Annotated in this window: 12 protein-coding genes and 1 pseudogene; 2 read left to right on the forward strand and 11 right to left on the reverse strand. The window is 68.3% G+C overall.

The window, feature by feature from the left end; translation table 11 throughout:
- Nucleotides 1-108: 108 nt before the first annotated feature.
- From AC061S_RS37800 to AC061S_RS37830, 7 genes and pseudogenes are all read right to left on the reverse strand, one after another.
- Complete coding sequence (locus AC061S_RS37800; protein WP_478690399.1) at nucleotides 109-240, reverse strand: hypothetical protein; 132 nt, start codon at nucleotides 238-240, stop codon at nucleotides 109-111.
- Between the two features lie 564 nt (nucleotides 241-804).
- Entirely contained in the window at nucleotides 805-1,191 is a 387-nt protein-coding gene (locus AC061S_RS37805; RefSeq protein WP_478690400.1) for a DoxX family protein, read from the reverse strand.
- A 98-nt stretch (nucleotides 1,192-1,289) separates the two neighbouring features.
- On the reverse strand, nucleotides 1,290-1,760 hold the full coding sequence (locus tag AC061S_RS37810) for a carboxymuconolactone decarboxylase family protein (protein ID WP_478690401.1): 471 nt from the start codon (nucleotides 1,758-1,760) through the stop codon (nucleotides 1,290-1,292).
- Between the two features lie 93 nt (nucleotides 1,761-1,853).
- The gene (locus AC061S_RS37815; RefSeq protein ID WP_478690402.1) at nucleotides 1,854-2,735 is read right to left on the reverse strand and encodes a sigma-70 family RNA polymerase sigma factor; all 882 of its coding nucleotides are present in this window, start codon (nucleotides 2,733-2,735) and stop codon (nucleotides 1,854-1,856) included.
- A 426-nt stretch (nucleotides 2,736-3,161) separates the two neighbouring features.
- Nucleotides 3,162-3,614 carry a hypothetical protein gene (locus AC061S_RS37820; RefSeq protein ID WP_478690403.1) on the reverse strand — a complete coding sequence of 151 codons (453 nt, stop codon included), beginning with the start codon at nucleotides 3,612-3,614 and terminating at the stop codon, nucleotides 3,162-3,164.
- Between the two features lie 432 nt (nucleotides 3,615-4,046).
- Nucleotides 4,047-4,226: a hypothetical protein gene (locus tag AC061S_RS37825; protein WP_478690404.1), complete on the reverse strand. Its 180-nt coding sequence runs from the start codon at nucleotides 4,224-4,226 to the stop codon at nucleotides 4,047-4,049.
- 522 nt (nucleotides 4,227-4,748) lie between these two features.
- Nucleotides 4,749-6,655, reverse strand: a pseudogene (locus AC061S_RS37830) (NAD-binding protein).
- A 316-nt stretch (nucleotides 6,656-6,971) separates the two neighbouring features.
- Here AC061S_RS37830 and AC061S_RS37835 point away from each other — a divergent pair.
- Nucleotides 6,972-8,027 (forward strand): PucR family transcriptional regulator, encoded by a 1,056-nt coding sequence (locus tag AC061S_RS37835; protein WP_478690405.1) that lies wholly within the window; start codon nucleotides 6,972-6,974, stop codon nucleotides 8,025-8,027.
- A 1,530-nt stretch (nucleotides 8,028-9,557) separates the two neighbouring features.
- Here the strand turns inward: AC061S_RS37835 and nhaA are convergent.
- The 4 genes from nhaA to AC061S_RS37855 all read right to left on the reverse strand — a co-directional run bounded on the left by nhaA (nucleotide 9,558) and on the right by AC061S_RS37855 (nucleotide 14,952).
- Nucleotides 9,558-10,862: a Na+/H+ antiporter NhaA gene (gene nhaA, locus AC061S_RS37840; protein WP_478690406.1), complete on the reverse strand. Its 1,305-nt coding sequence runs from the start codon at nucleotides 10,860-10,862 to the stop codon at nucleotides 9,558-9,560.
- A 249-nt stretch (nucleotides 10,863-11,111) separates the two neighbouring features.
- Nucleotides 11,112-12,659: an alanine/glycine:cation symporter family protein gene (locus AC061S_RS37845; RefSeq protein ID WP_478690407.1), complete on the reverse strand. Its 1,548-nt coding sequence runs from the start codon at nucleotides 12,657-12,659 to the stop codon at nucleotides 11,112-11,114.
- 769 nt (nucleotides 12,660-13,428) lie between these two features.
- Nucleotides 13,429-14,517: an SPFH domain-containing protein gene (locus tag AC061S_RS37850; protein WP_478690408.1), complete on the reverse strand. Its 1,089-nt coding sequence runs from the start codon at nucleotides 14,515-14,517 to the stop codon at nucleotides 13,429-13,431.
- A 3-nt stretch (nucleotides 14,518-14,520) separates the two neighbouring features.
- Entirely contained in the window at nucleotides 14,521-14,952 is a 432-nt protein-coding gene (locus AC061S_RS37855) for an NfeD family protein (RefSeq protein ID WP_478690409.1), read from the reverse strand.
- Between the two features lie 339 nt (nucleotides 14,953-15,291).
- Here AC061S_RS37855 and AC061S_RS37860 point away from each other — a divergent pair, with 339 nt between their 5' ends.
- On the forward strand, nucleotides 15,292-15,516 hold the full coding sequence (locus AC061S_RS37860) for a hypothetical protein (protein WP_478690410.1): 225 nt from the start codon (nucleotides 15,292-15,294) through the stop codon (nucleotides 15,514-15,516).
- Nucleotides 15,517-15,688 lie beyond the last annotated feature (172 nt).

Raw genomic sequence — 15,688 nt, forward strand, 5'->3', positions numbered from 1 at the left:
GTCTTTATGCCTTCTTAAAGCCGAGGCAGGCCTGAAGGGCGGTGTTATCCAGGCGTCAAGGAGGTGTCAGGGACGGAGCCGTGACCAGGTGGCGTGGCAGACCGAGCATCACTGGAGCGGTGCCATGAGGTCGCGGGCGAAGTCGCCGACGGGGCGTGGGTCGTGCCCGGTCAGCTGGCGCACGGCGTCGGCATTGGTGCCTTCCCTGAGGAGCTGGAAGATGCCCCCTCGGCCAGCCACGGCGGCAGGCCCACCCCGAGCATGCTGGCCAGGGCTGCCTCGTCGGGTACGGCGACGTACTCCACCGTCCGTCCGAGGGCGCGGATTCTCCTGGTCCTGGCCATCAAGGGTTGCATCGCCCGGGGTCGCCCCGCAGGCGCCTTCCGTTTGTTGCTCGCCGCCAAGCGGCGGCCAGCGCAGGGAATCTCCCGGGCACACCTGAGCAGCCACGGTGGGCCCTTCAGTGGTCAGACGATGACTGGATGAGAAGGAGGGCGATGTCGTCACTGTCGTGACTCCGAACGTGGCCCCGGAGGGGCCTACGCGTACGGCGCGGTCGTTCTGGCAGCTGGCGGTGGATTCGTCTCACAAGGGTGTTTTGGCCTGGGGCAGCGGCTTCTGTCGCTTGCTGAAGTGCGGGTCGCCGCTCGCGGTGCCGCGCAGTTCGCCATCGATACGTCGTCCTAGGCGACCGATTTCGTCAGCTGGTATCTCCGGCGGGACTACGCGTCGGTGGGTCTGTGGCGGTGGGATACGACCTACGGAGCGGGATCGCGGTCCGCACCCCGCTCGGGTAGCGGTCCGTCAGCCGGTGAAGGGTTCCAGCGCGAAGCGGCCGATCGCCACGAAGGCGGTCATAGCGAGGTAGGCCCCGTCTCCCAGTGCGGCTTTGGGCTCGCCGCGGCGGATCCGTAGGATCGTGGCGCCAGTCATGATCAGCGCCAGTCCGGTGGCCGCCAGCGGTACGAGTATCGGCGCTATGCCGAGCAGGGCGGGCAGGACCAGACCCACGGCGCCGAAGATCTCGAGTGCTCCGATGGCCTTGAGGGTGCCGGGCTTGAAGTCGTGGACCCAGCGCGCGGCGGCGGCCATCGCGGCCATCTTCTCCTGTGGGACGAACAGCTTCCCGAGGCCGGAGAACAGGAAGACAGCGGTCAGCAGGCCGGTGGTGATCCACAGTGCGGTGTTCATGAGTCCTGTCCTTGGCGAAATATCTGGGGGGCGGACCCGGGTCGTCCCGGGTCCGCCTGCGAGCTGAAAGCCTGCGAGCCTGAGGGGGAGTGTCCGTGTCAGCCGAACTGACCGGGCTGGTACTCGCCGCCGGGCATCCGGGTGATCACGTTCAGCCGGTTGAAGGCGTTGATCACGCAGATCAGGACCACCAGGGCCATCAACTGGTCCTCGTCGTAGTGCTTCGCCGCGTTCGCCCACGCCTCATCGGTGACGCCGTTGGAGTCGGCGAGACGGGTGCCCTGTTCGGTGAGTTCCAGCGCCGCCCGCTCCGCCTCGGTGTAGACGGTCGTCTCCCGCCACGCCCCGACCAGGTTGATCCGCACCGCGCTCTCGCCGGCGGCCGCGGCGTCCTTGGTGTGCATGTCGAGGCAGCCGCCGCAGCCGTTGATCTGGCTGGCGCGGATCTTCACCAGCTCCTGCACCGCCTTCGGCAGGGCCGAGTCGGTGATGGCCTTGTTCGACGAGATGATGTACTTGGCCCACTTCGACCCGACCTCGTTGCGCATGGGGTTGATACGGGTTTCCATCGCGGTCTCCTTCGTCTTCGGCTGCTTTCACCACTACGACGAAGCGCCCCGCCAAGACGTAACAACCCCATGCGCCAGGCGTCCCGACAGGCGCTATTCGGGCCGTGCGGGCAGACCCATGGTGTCGAGGCGCTTGCGGTCGCTCACGGTCAGGAGCTCGACGATCCGGCCCTCCACCACGGTGCACGCCACCACTCCGAGCACCTTGCCGTTCGCACCCCAGGCCACGAACCCGGGCAGGCCGTTGACCAGGACCGGGAGCACGGAGGTCATCGACCGGGCGCCGCGCAGGACCGGTTCGGCCACCTCGGCCGCCCCGACCGTGGTCAGCACGCCGTGCGGGTGCTGCGTGCGCCAGGTCACCTTCGGATCGAGCAGCCGTACGAGCCCTTCGAAGTCCCCGTTCCGCGCCGCCGAAAGGAACGCGTCGACCACCGCGCGCTGCCGCCGCTGCTCCTCCTCCGGCGCCGGGGTGCCCCGTACCTTCCGGCGGGCCCGGCTGGCGAGCATCTTGGTCGCGTCGGCGGACCGGCCGATGATCTCGCCGATCTCGGCGAAGGGCACCGCGAACATGTCGTGCAGTACGAACGCCAGCCGCTCGGTGGGCGTCAGGGTGACGAGCACCACCAGCAGGGCTGTCCCGACTGATTCGGCGAGCACCACATCGTCCTCGGGCGCCGCTCCGCCGTCCACGCTCACCACGAGCTCCGGCAGCCGGTCCTCGTACGACAGTTCGGGCCGTGTCCTGCGCGAGCGCAGCACGTCGATGCAGACCCGGCCGACCACGGTGGTCAGCCAGCCGGCCAGGTTGTCTATAGCGCCCGCGTCCTGTCGCGCCAGCCGGATCCACGCCTCCTGCACCGCGTCCTCGGCGTCCACCCGCGACCCGAGCATCCGGTGGGCGACCGCCACCAGGCGCTCACGCTGCTCTTCGAAGGCCCCCGCCAGTGCTTCGTGCGGACCTGATCCGGTCATGTCGTTACCTTCCTCTCGCGAATTCCGTCACGGTCATGACGGGCCCGACGATGCCGGGGTAACCGCCCGGCCTGCCTGCCGGTGGACACAGCGGCGGCGCCCGGTGATCAACGGTGGTGCCGCTGCCCCAACCCACCTCCCGAGGCGCCCGTGATGTGCGTCGTCAACGCGGCCACCGGCAGGGCAGCATCGTGCGCGTTGGCTACGGTTGGCAGACCGGCCATGGTTAGGTTTCTGGTCTCAGGATCTGCCGCCGACATGACCGTCGTTTATGCTGGCCCGCCCAGCTTTGGGGCGCACGCGGTTGTACGCCCTGGTAGGCGGCCGGCTCCAGGAAGACGGCCCGCTGTGATACTCCAGCCGCACTTCGTGATCACGAGTTGAGCCGTCGCTGGTAGTGGCTGGCCCATGGGCATGGGGCAAGGCCTATTGCCCGCCGAGTCGGAGCGCAACAGTCACGTACAGGCTGCCGGACACCGTCAGAAGCAGAAAGGCGAGAGCCGTGTGGACGAGGATGCCTCGCCCCGGGGCAAGGCCCAGGTGTGTCCGGGCGGCACGGCTCACCCGTGGCACGGAGACACCCGGTGCGGCGTTCGTGTACGCCTTCTCGATCGCTCGGCGCAGCTTCCTACGGCTTGTCTCGGTCGTGATCCCCAGGCGCGTCCCATGGGTGTCGCGCACCACCAGGGTGCGGTAGGCGCCGCCGTACGAAAAGGTCGTCAGGAGCCGTACTGTGCTGATCCGATTCAGGTCGACGGACCGTTCGCCGGTCAGGGTGCGTGCGGTCAGACGCGACGACGAGCGTCGGAACGGAGCCCGCTCTTCACACAGGGCGGGGAGGAGCGCGAAGCCAGCGATCACGGACAGCAGGCCGAGCACGATCGGTGCACCTTCTGGGACTGCTCCCATGCGGGCCAGTCCGTAGCTGCCGAAGGGAAGCAGTAGGAGCGTTACTGCTAGGCCCGATCCAATGCGTGCACGGGCGATGCTGCGGGCCGTCGTTGCTTCCACTGAACACTCCGGTCTATGTCGGCGGCAGGCACCATCGTGGATGCGCGGCAGCTCTTGCCGCATTTCCGGTGTCTATCCCGGGCGGCGGACCGCAGCAAGGACACCGGGCCGGCCGGTGATGAAGAACGGCATCTGTACGTCCAGGGTGGCGGCGAGCCGGGGGACGAGGTCGGGGCTCGGCTTGGCCACGTCGGTCTCGTATGGACCCACCGCGGCCGCGTCGCCGAGACGCTCGGTCGCGTCCTTTCTTGGTCGTCCCCGCCAGGCGTCTCGAGTCGGAGCGGCGGGCAGGGGTGCGGCTCAGCCGTAATGGCGGGCGGCGCACCAGAGGCCGGCCCCGCCTGCCAGAAGGAAGGTGCAGACGGCCAACACCAAGGCGTTCTCGGCTCCGAGCAGGTAGAGAGCGGCGCCGCCGGTCGTGAGGACGCCCGCGAAGGCGAACAGCGGCGTTGCCGGCCCTGCGTCGCGGCACAGGCTCACTGCAGCCCTCCGGGCGAGTCTCGGCGAACTGAAGAAGGCGGCATCAGTGACTCCTGGCGGACGGGCGAGCGGCCCCAGGGTCCCATGACACGTGGGCCTGCAGGAAGAGACCCCTCCGGGTCAGTCTTCCGTACTGCCCGAGCCATCGCCCTCCGGTTGCGGTCATGAGCAGGCACGAGTGGTCACGGAGACCTGGACACACCCACCAGGATGGTTCCGGTGAGCAAGAGCCCAGCGCCCACTGCCATGAGCGACAGAAGTACGTCCCCCGTAGGTGAGAAGGCGAACACACCGAAAAAAGCACAGGCCGCCGCTCCCCGTCAGCATCTGACCGAGACCATGAGGCACGGGACGTACGCCCCGCGCCCGTTCCCATGGGTGGATCCACCCGGTGAGAAGCTCGACCACACCGCTTATCGCTACGGCCAGAGCAAACGTGGTGAGCGCCCCCAGCCAGACGTACTGCATCTCTCCTCCTCGGAGACCGTCGTTGACAACGCGTTGACGGGACAGGCGTATCCGTCATGCGCCCGTCACCGGGCTGCTCCGGCGTCCCAGGAGTTCCGCGAGACCGCGTCGGGTGGCCGCGATCACCACTCGGTCCTGAGCTTTGAAGACGTAGCCGGGGTGGAGGTTCCAGACGAGGCCCGGGAAGGGGTCCCGCTCACCGTCCGGCGTCGACGCCAGGTCCGGGCGCCGCTCCTCGGGTGCCGCGGTGTCGAGCGCGATGACGCGCCAGGCCCCGGGACGGAAGGATTCCGCGACGGTTCTGCCTTCGAGCTCGAGGTGACCCCTCACCTCTACCGCGGCGAACAGCAGGACGCGGCGCTCCACGGGTATGGCCCCAAGGATCTGCCGGCCCATCATCGCTCCGGCGAAGGCGGGCGCCGCGAGGTGGGTGACGCTGCGGCTGCGGGTGAGGGCCTCGGGGTGCGCGGTGCGAAGAGTGCGGTAGACGGCGGTCGCGAAGTCGTCGTCGTACAGGCGCAGAGCCACGCGTACGTCGGACCGCACGGTCCGGGCGTAGAGCACGGCTTCGAGGTTGGTGGTGTCGGAGCTGGTCAGGGCGAGCAGAGCCCCGGCCTTGTGGATACGGGCGCTCTCCAGGACCCCTTCCTCGGTGACGTCGCCCAGGACGACCGGTACGCGCAGGGCTCGGGCGAGTGCGACTCCGCGTGCGTCCGGGGCCGTCTCCACGCACACCACCGGTATGTGCAGTTCGCGCAGCCTGGCCAGGACCCGCGTTCCGATCTTGCCCAGCCCGAGGAGGACCACGTGCCCGGTCAGGCCCCGGGGCGGACGCCGGAGCGCACCCGCGCTGCGGAAGGAGCCCAGTGCCTCCAGGGCTGCGGCCACCAGGACCGGCAGGATCAGCATCCCGGTCAGTCCGGCGAGGAGTTGGAGGATCTGCCTTGCGGTCTGGTCGTCGACGGCGGGATCGTTGATCGCGAAGATGTCCAGCAGGACCAAGTAGGCGGCGTGCAGGAGATGGTCCTCGGTGACCCACCACGCCGCGACGGTCAGGACGCCGACGGCGGCCACGAGTCCGGCCAGCGACCAGCGCAGCCGCTTGGAGAAGATCGATCCCATGGGAGGCGCCGTCGTGCCCAGGCGGCGTGTGGCCGGCACGGGTCCTTCGTGGGTGACGGTCTCCAGCGCGATGATGCCGCGGCCGGTCGCCGCGGCCACCGCGGCGTCGTCCGGGAGCAGTTGGGGCCCTTCGCTCCCGCTTGCTTCCGAGCCTTCGCTGCCGGCGGGGTTGCTCGCGGTGGAGGACAGCAACGCCAGGGTGCACAGGCCGGGATCAGCGACCTCTCCCGGGCCGGGAGGTGTGCGTTCCACGGCGCGCAGCAGTAGCCCGTCGGCCTGCACCACCTTGCTGGTCCCCGCGACGGCGGTTGCGGCCAGAGCGGGTGCGGCCGTGTCGGCGTCCGATAGCACCGTGGTCGACGAGTCCAGTTCCCGCAGGTCGATACCGGGTTCCGCGATGATCGCCGCCTGGTCCAGCAGCTGTTCCAGGTGCTGGCCCAGCTTGCGGTTGTACAGCCGGATCACCAGCCGCAGCCTGGGGTTGAGGCGACGGGCCACCAGCGCGGCGCGCACGTTGGTCTCGTCGTCCCCGTAGACGAGTGCGAGGGCTGCGGCGCTCACCACGCCGGCCGCAGTCAGCACTTCTTCGTCCGGTTCGGTCGCCCCGAAGAACCGTACGCCCGGCGGGGCCGGGGGGTTGCCCGGGAACGGGACGGGTCGGCTGCGGGCTGCCGGAACCCAGCCGAGGAAGCGCCGGGCGAACTCGCGCTCCTCACCGTTGCCGGGGCCGGTCTGGGGGCACTGCTCGGCGGGGCCACGAGGGTCACGTGCTCGCGGTAGACGCCCTCGAGCTCCGCAGCCAGCCGGTGGGCCAGCCCGTCGTTGCCGCAGACCACCATCCGCTGTGCGGGCTCCGGTTGTTGGCCGTGAGGAGGGATGGACACGGCCCTGGGGTGTCTGGGATGTACTGCCGCGGTCATACCTGGCCCCCCGTGGTCATGGCTGCCTCGGCTGATGGTCACAGGCGCATCTGCACGTGGCGACCGGCGGTGAGCCGGCCCTTCGAAGCGTGATCCTGCCCGCCTTCGTCGCAGTGTGCATTTCCGGGTTCCGGCAGTCTTTACGTGCTCTTGATGCCGGTCGCGGTGGAACGGAACCGGCATGGCACCCTTGGGCGGAGTCAAGAACACGTCAAGACTCATGGGGGAGCGAACGGTGGAGCGGACGGCTGCGGAGGAGTATCTGGCGGGATACAGAAAGATCCTTCTGGACACCTGTGCCAGCGGCCGTCGGCTCACCCGGGACGAGATCGAATCGCGGCGGTTCGAGGGCGTGCGGGCAGCCGAAGCCGGCCTTGCGCTGCGAGAACTCGTCCGCGCACACCTCGCCGAGGCGCGAGTGGTTCAGGGTGCGCTGCCGGCCAAGAGTCGCGATCAGTTGCTGGCCGCCGTCGAGCAGGCCGTCGACGCGTTCGCCGAAGGCTACGAGCGGGCGCAGAGGCTGGCGGTGCGACAAGAGGAAGCCGCTCGGCGTGAGTTCATCGACGACCTCCTGTACGGCGGCAGCGACTTGGGCCGTCTCGCCGAACGGGCTGAGAGGTTCGGGCTGCGGCTGTCACAGGCCCACGCGGTGGCGGTGGCCATCGGCCCGGAACCCTACGGTGACGGCTACCCGGTAGCGCGCGGCATCGAAACCGCCGTCCTGGCCCGGTTCGGCGACCAGAACACGCTCCTCACCACCAAGGACGGACGACTCATCTGCGTGGCGCCGGGAGACAAGCCGGATGTGCTGGCGTTCTTCGCCAAGCAGGCGTACGCCGCGACCGACGGTGGCCGGGTTGCCGTCGGCCGCGCCCACCCAGGACCCGGGGGCGTTGTCCACTCCTACCAAGAGGCGCTGAACGCGCTCGACCTGGCGGACCGCATGGGATTGGACGACCCGGTGCTGCATGCTGCCGACCTGCTGGTCTACCCGGTGCTGGCACGGGACCGGCAGGCCATGGCCGACCTGGTGGAGAGCACGCTCGGCCCGCTTCAGCAGGCCCGGGGTGGTGCTCAGCCCCTGATCGACACCCTCACCGCCTACTTCGACAGCGGCTGCGTAGCGGTGGAGGCGGCACGCAGGCTCTCGCTCAGCGTGCGAGCCCTGACGTACCGCCTGGAACGCATCCAGAGCCTGACACAGATCGACCCCGGTGAGCCCTCCCACCGCTACACCCTTCAGACCGCGGTCATCGGCGCCAGACTGTTGGGGTGGCCCGCGAAGGAATGACGGCGCGGCTCGCTAGACGGGTCGCACTCAGGGCAGCCAGCAGGCCGTATTGACGAAGCGCGCCCGGTCGTTGCCGAACTGTAGAGGCTAGAGAGCTGGTCACTCCCGAGCTGCGTTGTGACGGTTAGGCCGCCATGGCGGCGAGCCCAGACTCGGAACCACTACCCGGGTAGGGAAGGTCGAGGAGCCTGCCGACTCGCAGGACTCTGCCTGGCACCGGCAAACCTGGAGCGCGAAGACCGACAGCAACGCCCCTGCTCCCACGGCCGCACCGTCGATAGAGTGCCCAGGCCGCACCGCGATCGGGCGACCGCCGTTAGAGGCCTCTCGCTCACAGCACGAACATCCCTGTACCGCTTGCCCATCTCCCAGGAGCCCGAGCCATGAAATGGCAGTGGATCGGTCTTGCTGTCTTCACCCTCACCATGGTGCCGACAGGCCTGGCTATGGCCACAGACCGAGTGCCGGAGCGGCTGCGCGGCAGACTGGCGCCCGTGAGGCCGCGCGGCGGTGCCTTCTGCTGATCTATACAACCGCACCCGTCAACGCGCTGCCCCGCCTGGCCGGGGCTTCTCCAGACCTCACGCTCGCCTGCACAGCAGCCGGCGGGGCCTTCGCCGTCACCGGCTGCCTGATTCTGGGCTTCGCCACTTACACCCGTGAGCGCCGCCAGGCCGCGGCCACTCGCGAGTGGTCCTGAAGCCGTGTCGCGCACACCGCGTCGGACGGGCGCCAGGCGGCGTGAAGCCGTTTCGCTCGCCGGCTGGTGGGCCGTGCTCACCGGTGCTCTTTGGCTGCCGGGCCATGGGACAGGCCATCCGGTCGACTTCGTGTCGAGCACCGTGTCCGCCGCCCTCCTGGCTGCCATCGGTGAAACCGGAGACTGGGTTCGCCGATGCTGGACGGTGCAGCGAAATCGGCGGGAAGAAGCACCGCGCCTCTCCTGAGGCTGTACTGGCGGCATTTCCGCACGTCGCATACTGCCGGACCCCGGCATGCAGTTTCGCGGTCGTGACCGATTGGTATGGGGCATCCGCATGCGAGAGGTACCGATGAACGGAAGCCCGGTTGCCCTCGCCCTCGCAACGGGGACCTTGCTCCTGTTGCCCTTCGCGATTGCCCTGCTCGTCGGTTGGACGCCGCCAGGGCTTCGTGCGCGAGAGGTGAGGAGGCCGTATGCCCACGCGATTTTGTGTCTGTACCTCCAGGTTCCGCTGAACACGCTGCCGCGGATGGCCGACTCGCCGAGGGGCGTTGTCACGGCGTGTGCAGCACTAGGAATCGGCTGCGGCGTAATGGCGATCGCTTCTCTGGTACGGGCCGTCAGAGCTGGTCGCCGACTCGCGGCGGGCGCCGAACGGTGACTCCGACTTTTTGCCCCTCAAGCCCGGTACGGCTCCTCACCAGCGGCACCGAACGCCGCGTCGGCATGCTGCTTGCGGCCGTGGCGGGCGTACCGCTCCCGGGTGGTACTTCTCCGATCGGCCCGCTGTCGTGGCGAACGTGTTGGGGGCTGACGGCCCTCGTCGTTCAGCCGATCTCGGACGCGGAGGTTTTCGTCTCGCGCTGGTAGATGTCGGGGATGCCGTCGGCGTCGGCGTCGAGGTTCTCTTCCTCGTACAGGCGCTTGTAGAGGGTGTTGCGGCGGCGCAGGAGCACGGCTGCCAGGACGGCGGCGGTGAGAGAGGCGATGAGGATTGCCGCCTTCACGTGCTCGCCGACCTCCTGGCCGGGGAAGGCGAGTTCGCCGATGAGGAGGGCGACGGTGAAGCCGATGCCGGCCAGGACGGACAGTCCGAGGACGTCGGCCCAGGCGAGGTCGGGGTTGAGTTCGGCTTTGGTGAAGCGGGCGGCGAGGTAGGTGCCGAGGAAGATGCCGATGACCTTGCCGACGATGAGTCCGATGACGACGCCGAGCGGTTCAGGGCTGGTGAACACCTCCGCCAGGGCGGGACCGGAGATGCTGACGCCCGCCGCGAAGAGGGCGAAGAGCGGCACTGCTACACCGGCGGAGAAGGGGTGCAGCAAGTGCGAGACCCGGGAAGCGGGAGAGGCGCTCTCGCCCTTGTCGCGGGTGGTGCGCAGGATGAGGCCCATGGCAACGCCGGCGACGGTGGCGTGCACGCCACCGTTGTACATCAGCGCCCAGATCGCGATGCCCAGGGGCACGTACCACCACCAGCCGCGGATCCGGTAGCGCTGGAGGAAGTAGAAGACGACGAGTCCGGCGAAGGCTCCGCCGAGCGCCCAGAGGTTGAGGTCGGTGGTGAAGAAGACCGCGATGATGAAGATGGCGCCGAGGTCGTCGACGACGGCGAGGGTGAGGAGGAAGGCGCGCAGCGCGGCCGGCAGGTGCGTGGAGATGACGGCGAGGACGGCCAGCGCGAAGGCGATGTCCGTGGCCATCGGCACGGCCCAGCCGTCGAGGCTGCCGCCGCCCGCCCAGGCGGTCGCGGCGTAGAGCGCGGCGGGCACGGCCATCCCGCAGAACGCCGCGATCACCGGGAGGGCGGCCGTGGCGGGGGTACGCAGCTCGCCGACGACGAGTTCGCGTTTGAGTTCGATGCCGGCGACGAGGAAGAAGACGGCGAGGAGTCCGTCGGCGGTCCAGTGCCCGATCGAGAGGTCCAGGCCGAGGGCGGGTATGCCGAAGTGGAAGTCGCGTATCGCCTCGTAGGTGCCGCTGAAGGGGGTGTTGGCCCAGATCAGCGCGATCACGGCTGCGGCGAGGAGGACCAGCCCACCCACGGTCTCGGTCCGCAGGGCGGAGGCGATGGCCTGCCGCTCGGGCCACGGCGTGAGACCGAAGACGATACGCGGGCGCTGGTCACTCATAAGGGGGTGGCCTTCCGGGGATGTCGGCTGAAAATGGGCACACGGCCCCAAGGACGCCGACCAGACTTCCCGGCACACCGCGCGTCACCAGCAGCTCAGCTGCCCTTTGACGCGTTCTTTACACCCTATCCCGGGCCGCCGGATCCCACCAGAGGGCTTCTCACCTGCAAGAACGCATGCGAGCGGGCTCGTACACACCAAGGCGCGAGGTGGGTACGAGCCCGCTCGGGAGCCGGGCCGCGGGGGCGGTCAGACGGTGGTCTTCACCAGCTCCTGGTCGTCGTCCTCGTCTGCTTCGGTGTCCGTGTCGAGGCCGGCGTCGCGGCGGCGGACGAACTCGAGGAAGTTGTTCAGCTCCCGCTTGACCACGGGCGCGAGCAGGTACAGGCCGATGATGTTGATGACGGCGAGCATGAAGAGCACCGCGTCGGCCATGTCGATCAGGGTCTGCAGGGTGAGCAGCGAACCGGCGACCGCGAACAGCGTGTAGAAGACCTTGAAGGTCAGCTCGCTGGTCTTGCTGCGGCCGAAGAGGTGCGTCCACGCCTTCATGCAGTAGTAGCCCCAGGTCAGCACGGTGGAGATGGCGAACAGCATCACCGCGATGGTGAGGATGTACGGGAACCAGGGCAGGACCGTGCCGAAGGCGTCCGACGTGATGGTCACGCCGCCGACGCCGCCGTCCTTGCGGGCCTCGGCCCAGCTGGCCGGGTTGGCGATGACGATCGTCAGCGCGGTCATCGTGCAGATGACCACGGTGTCGATGAACGGCTCCAGCAGCGCGACCAGGCCCTCGCTGGCGGGGTGCTTGGTCTTGACCGCGGAGTGCGCGATCGGCGCGGAGCCGAGACCGGCCTCGTTGGAGAACGCGGCCCGCTTGAAGCCGACGATCAGCGCACCGAGGACACCACCGACGACACCCTGCGGGTTGAAGGCACCCTCGATGATCGAGGAGATCGCGGACGGCACCGCGGAGACGTTGACCAGGATGACCACGAGGCAGGCGACGATGTAGATGCCGGCCATCGCCGGGACGAGCTTGCTGGTCACGGAGGCGATCGAGCGGATGCCACCGAGCAGGACGATGCCGACCAGGGCGGCGATCAGGATGCCGAAGAACAGCGCGCCGGCCGAGGAGCCCATCAGGCCGCTGTCGCCGCCGGTGACGGAGACGAGCTGCGCGTAGGACTGGTTGACCTGGAAGAGGTTGCCGCCGAAGAGCCCGAAGAACAGGATCATCACCGAGGCGAGGACACCCAGCACCTTGCCCAGCATCAGGCCCTTGGCGCCGAAGCGGTCGGCCAGACCCTTGGGCAGGTAGTGCATCGGGCCGCCGGAGACAGTGCCGTCGGCGTGCACCTCGCGGTACTTCACGCCGAGGGTGACCTCGACGAACTTCGTGGCCATGCCGAGCAGGCCGCAGAGGATCATCCAGAACGTCGCGCCCGGACCGCCGATGGAGACGGCGACGGCGACACCGGCGATGTTGCCGAGGCCGACGGTGCCGGAGACGGCCGCGGTCAGGGCCTGGAAGTGGTTGACCTCACCGGCCGACCCCTCCTCGTCGTACTTCCCGCGCACCACGTTCACCGCGAGGCGGAACTTGCGTATCTGCACCAGGCCGAACCAGCCGGAGAAGACCAGACCGGCCACGACCAACCAGGCCACGATCAGCGGAATCTGGGTCCCGTTGACGGGGACCGAGTAGAAGACGATGTCTCCGAGCCACTTGGCGATGGGCTCGAAGAATCCGCTGACGGCTTCGTCTACGGAGGTGGTGATGGTGTCGAGTGACATCTGGCAAAACCTCGATGGCGCAGAGCCGCCGCAGTGCGGTGCGGCGGCTGTGGATGCGGGCTTTGAGCGAACGCCGGTGTCCGGTCGGCGACCCTGGTCGTCTCGATCCGTGGACTTGGAGCGGGACTTCCCTGGTTCGTACGTGGCCGGTGCGTGCCGGCGCTCCGCATGCGGCGAAGGGCAGTGCCGAAGCGGAGTTGCGTATTCATAGCACGACCTTTATCCGATCTTTAGTGATGCAGATCACTATTGCGGGCGGATGGTGTGCGATTCCCAGGGCCGGTGATGCGATCGTTATCCGGATTTGAGGTTTTGCTGAGCGGACGCGGCATGTGTGGCGAGGGCTCCCGGGAGGCCGGCCACGGCGCTGAGGCGACGAGCGACGGGGCAGGGAGTCCGCATGAACTGGCTGATCACCTTTGCGGGCGCGGCGCTGGCCCGCACCCGCCTCATCTTCGAAACGCCGGCGCCGCGAATGGGGCACCCAGTACGCGACTCAGCGGCTGTTCGCGGAGGCTCTGAGATCGCGAAACCCGGAGGAGAGTGATCTTTCCGCCCGTGTCACCGCCGCGGCCGCCCTTGCCGCAGTGACCACGGCTCTAGCAGCCTGGGTGGAGACGGCGCCCTGGAGTTGCCCGAGCTGGTCAACGCCGCGTTCAGCGCCTTGCGGCCCACCTGACAGCTCGCAGTGATCAGGTTCAGGCGTGACGCGCGCACGGCTTCCCGTCGTGGCACGGGTGAAGCATCTGCTGCGATGAAGGGGCGACCGTCAGACTGGCGGATCCGTAGGTGGGGCCTCCGCCTGATGGCGACGTTCCGCGCTCGCGAGGGATGGCGGCGGGAGTGCGCCGGTGGCGGCGCTGTCGGCTTTCGCGGCATCGGCGAGGGCCTCCGCGGCCGCTTCCGCCGCGTTCGCCGCGTCGTTCGCGGCCTGAACGGCCAAGTCGTCCGACGACGTCGGGCGGGTGGCCTCCGACTGAGGGAGGGCCTCACTGAAGGCGCGGGAGACGCTCTGGAGGGCGGATGTGACCTCGCCGGGAATCACCCAGAAGGTGTTCCCCGGGCCCTGCGCGAGTTGGGGGAGTACCTGGAGGTACTGATAGGCCAGCAGTTTGGGGTCGGGATCGTTGCGGTGCACGGCCTGGAAAACCTCGTCGATGGCTCGTGCCTGGCCCTCCGCCTTGAGGATGTCGGCGGTCCGGTTGCCTTCCGCGCGGAGTACCGCGGCCTGCTTGTCGCCCTCGGCGGTGAGGATCTGGGACTGGCGCTGGCCCTCGGCGCCGAGAATGGCGGCCCGCTTGTCCCGCTCGGCACGCATCTGCTTCTCCATCGCGTCCTTGATGGACTGCGGTGGGTCGATGGCCTTGATCTCCACCCGGTTGACCCTCAGCCCCCATTTTCCGGTGGCGTCGTCGAGTACCCCGCGAAGCTGGTTGTTGATGGTGTCCCGCGAGGTCAGCGTCTTCTCCAGGTCCATGGATCCGACCACGTTGCGCAGTGTGGTGACCGTCAGCTGCTCCACTGCCTGGAGGAAGCTGGCGATCTCGTAGGCGGCCGCACGCGGGTCGGTGACCTGGAAGTAGAGGACGGTGTCGATCTCAACGACCAGGTTGTCCTCTGTGATGACGGGCTGGGGTTTGAAGGAGACGACCTGCTCGCGCAGGTCGATCTCCGGGTACACGCGGTCGATGTAGGGGATGACGACATTGAGTCCGGGCTTCAGGGTTCGGTGGTAGCGGCCGAGCCGTTCGACGTTGCGGGCGCGGGCCTGCGGGACGATGCGCACGGCACGGATCACGGTGAAAACCGCGAAGGCCGCGATCAGCAGGCCGGCGATGAGGAACGCCGAGATCTCCATAGTTCACTCCCGGGGGTAGACGAGCGCGGTGGAGCCTTTGATCTCGATGACGTCGACGGTCGTTCCGGGGGGAATGACCTGTGTCTCGTCGTAGGCGCGGGCCGTCCATTCCTCGCCACCGATGCGGACCCTGCCGCTCGATCCCGTCACCTCGGCAGTCACGTACGCGGCCCCTCCGATCAGGGCCTCCACGCCGAAATGCTCGCTTTCCCGTGGCACCAGGCGACGCATGGCGACCGGGCGCACGAACATCACACCGGCCGTCGCCACGAGTGTGAATGCCAGGAACTGCCACGGGATTGGTAGTCCGATCGCCGCGAGGGCGGCCGTGACCAGCGCGGCGCCGCCGAGCAGCCCGAGTGCGGCGGTGAGAGTGAAGATCTCCGCCACACCCAGGAGAACTGCGGCGATCAACCAGATCAGCCATGGGTCCATTGCCTACGCCTCCCGACGGGACGAAGGAGAACACCACCAGTTCATCTTTTATGACATTTTACCCGGTTTGTGCGGACGGATTCGGAGCCAGGTAGAGCCCAACGGCGCGGCGGCCCCTGATGCCATAGAGATGAGTGACCAGCATCAAGGAGGCATCGAAGACTGCCGGGCGCCAGCAGTGCGAGTGGGCCGTCCCGGAGTCACGATGAACACGCCGGGGTGCGGACGGGCAGACTCAGCCAGGGGCCGCAGTCGTGAAGGTGTCGGGAAGCACGGCGGGACGAGCTGAGCTCCGGTGACGAGAGATCCGAGTCCGGCAACGTCATCCTGGGGAGGGGCATGGCCAAGCGTTTTCATGCGGCGGTCGGGGGCAGGTGGATCCGCTGCCTGTTCTGCGACGAAGACACCTTCCGCAAGCGGGAAGTGCTGCTCAACAGTACGGGGATGGAGTTCTTCAACCTGGCCTGGGCGAACGAGTCGGCCACAGCGCTGATCTGCTGGTCCTGCGGGTATGTACACCTCTTTGCGAACCGCGACATAGAGCTCCGTAGGGCCGGCAAATGACACTTCGCGCCGCCCCGGTAGCCTCTTCGACGATCAACGGAGAAGGGAGCGTGGAATGCAGCGCATCAGGGAAAGCGGAACGGAACGAACTAGCCTGAAAACGCCAGTCGGGCTCCCCGCCCAGAAGGACGGGAAGCCCACCCGCCCCCCCCTGCCCGTCAATCGGCCACAG

It is taken from the genome of Streptomyces sp. CA189 (assembly GCF_056428985.1).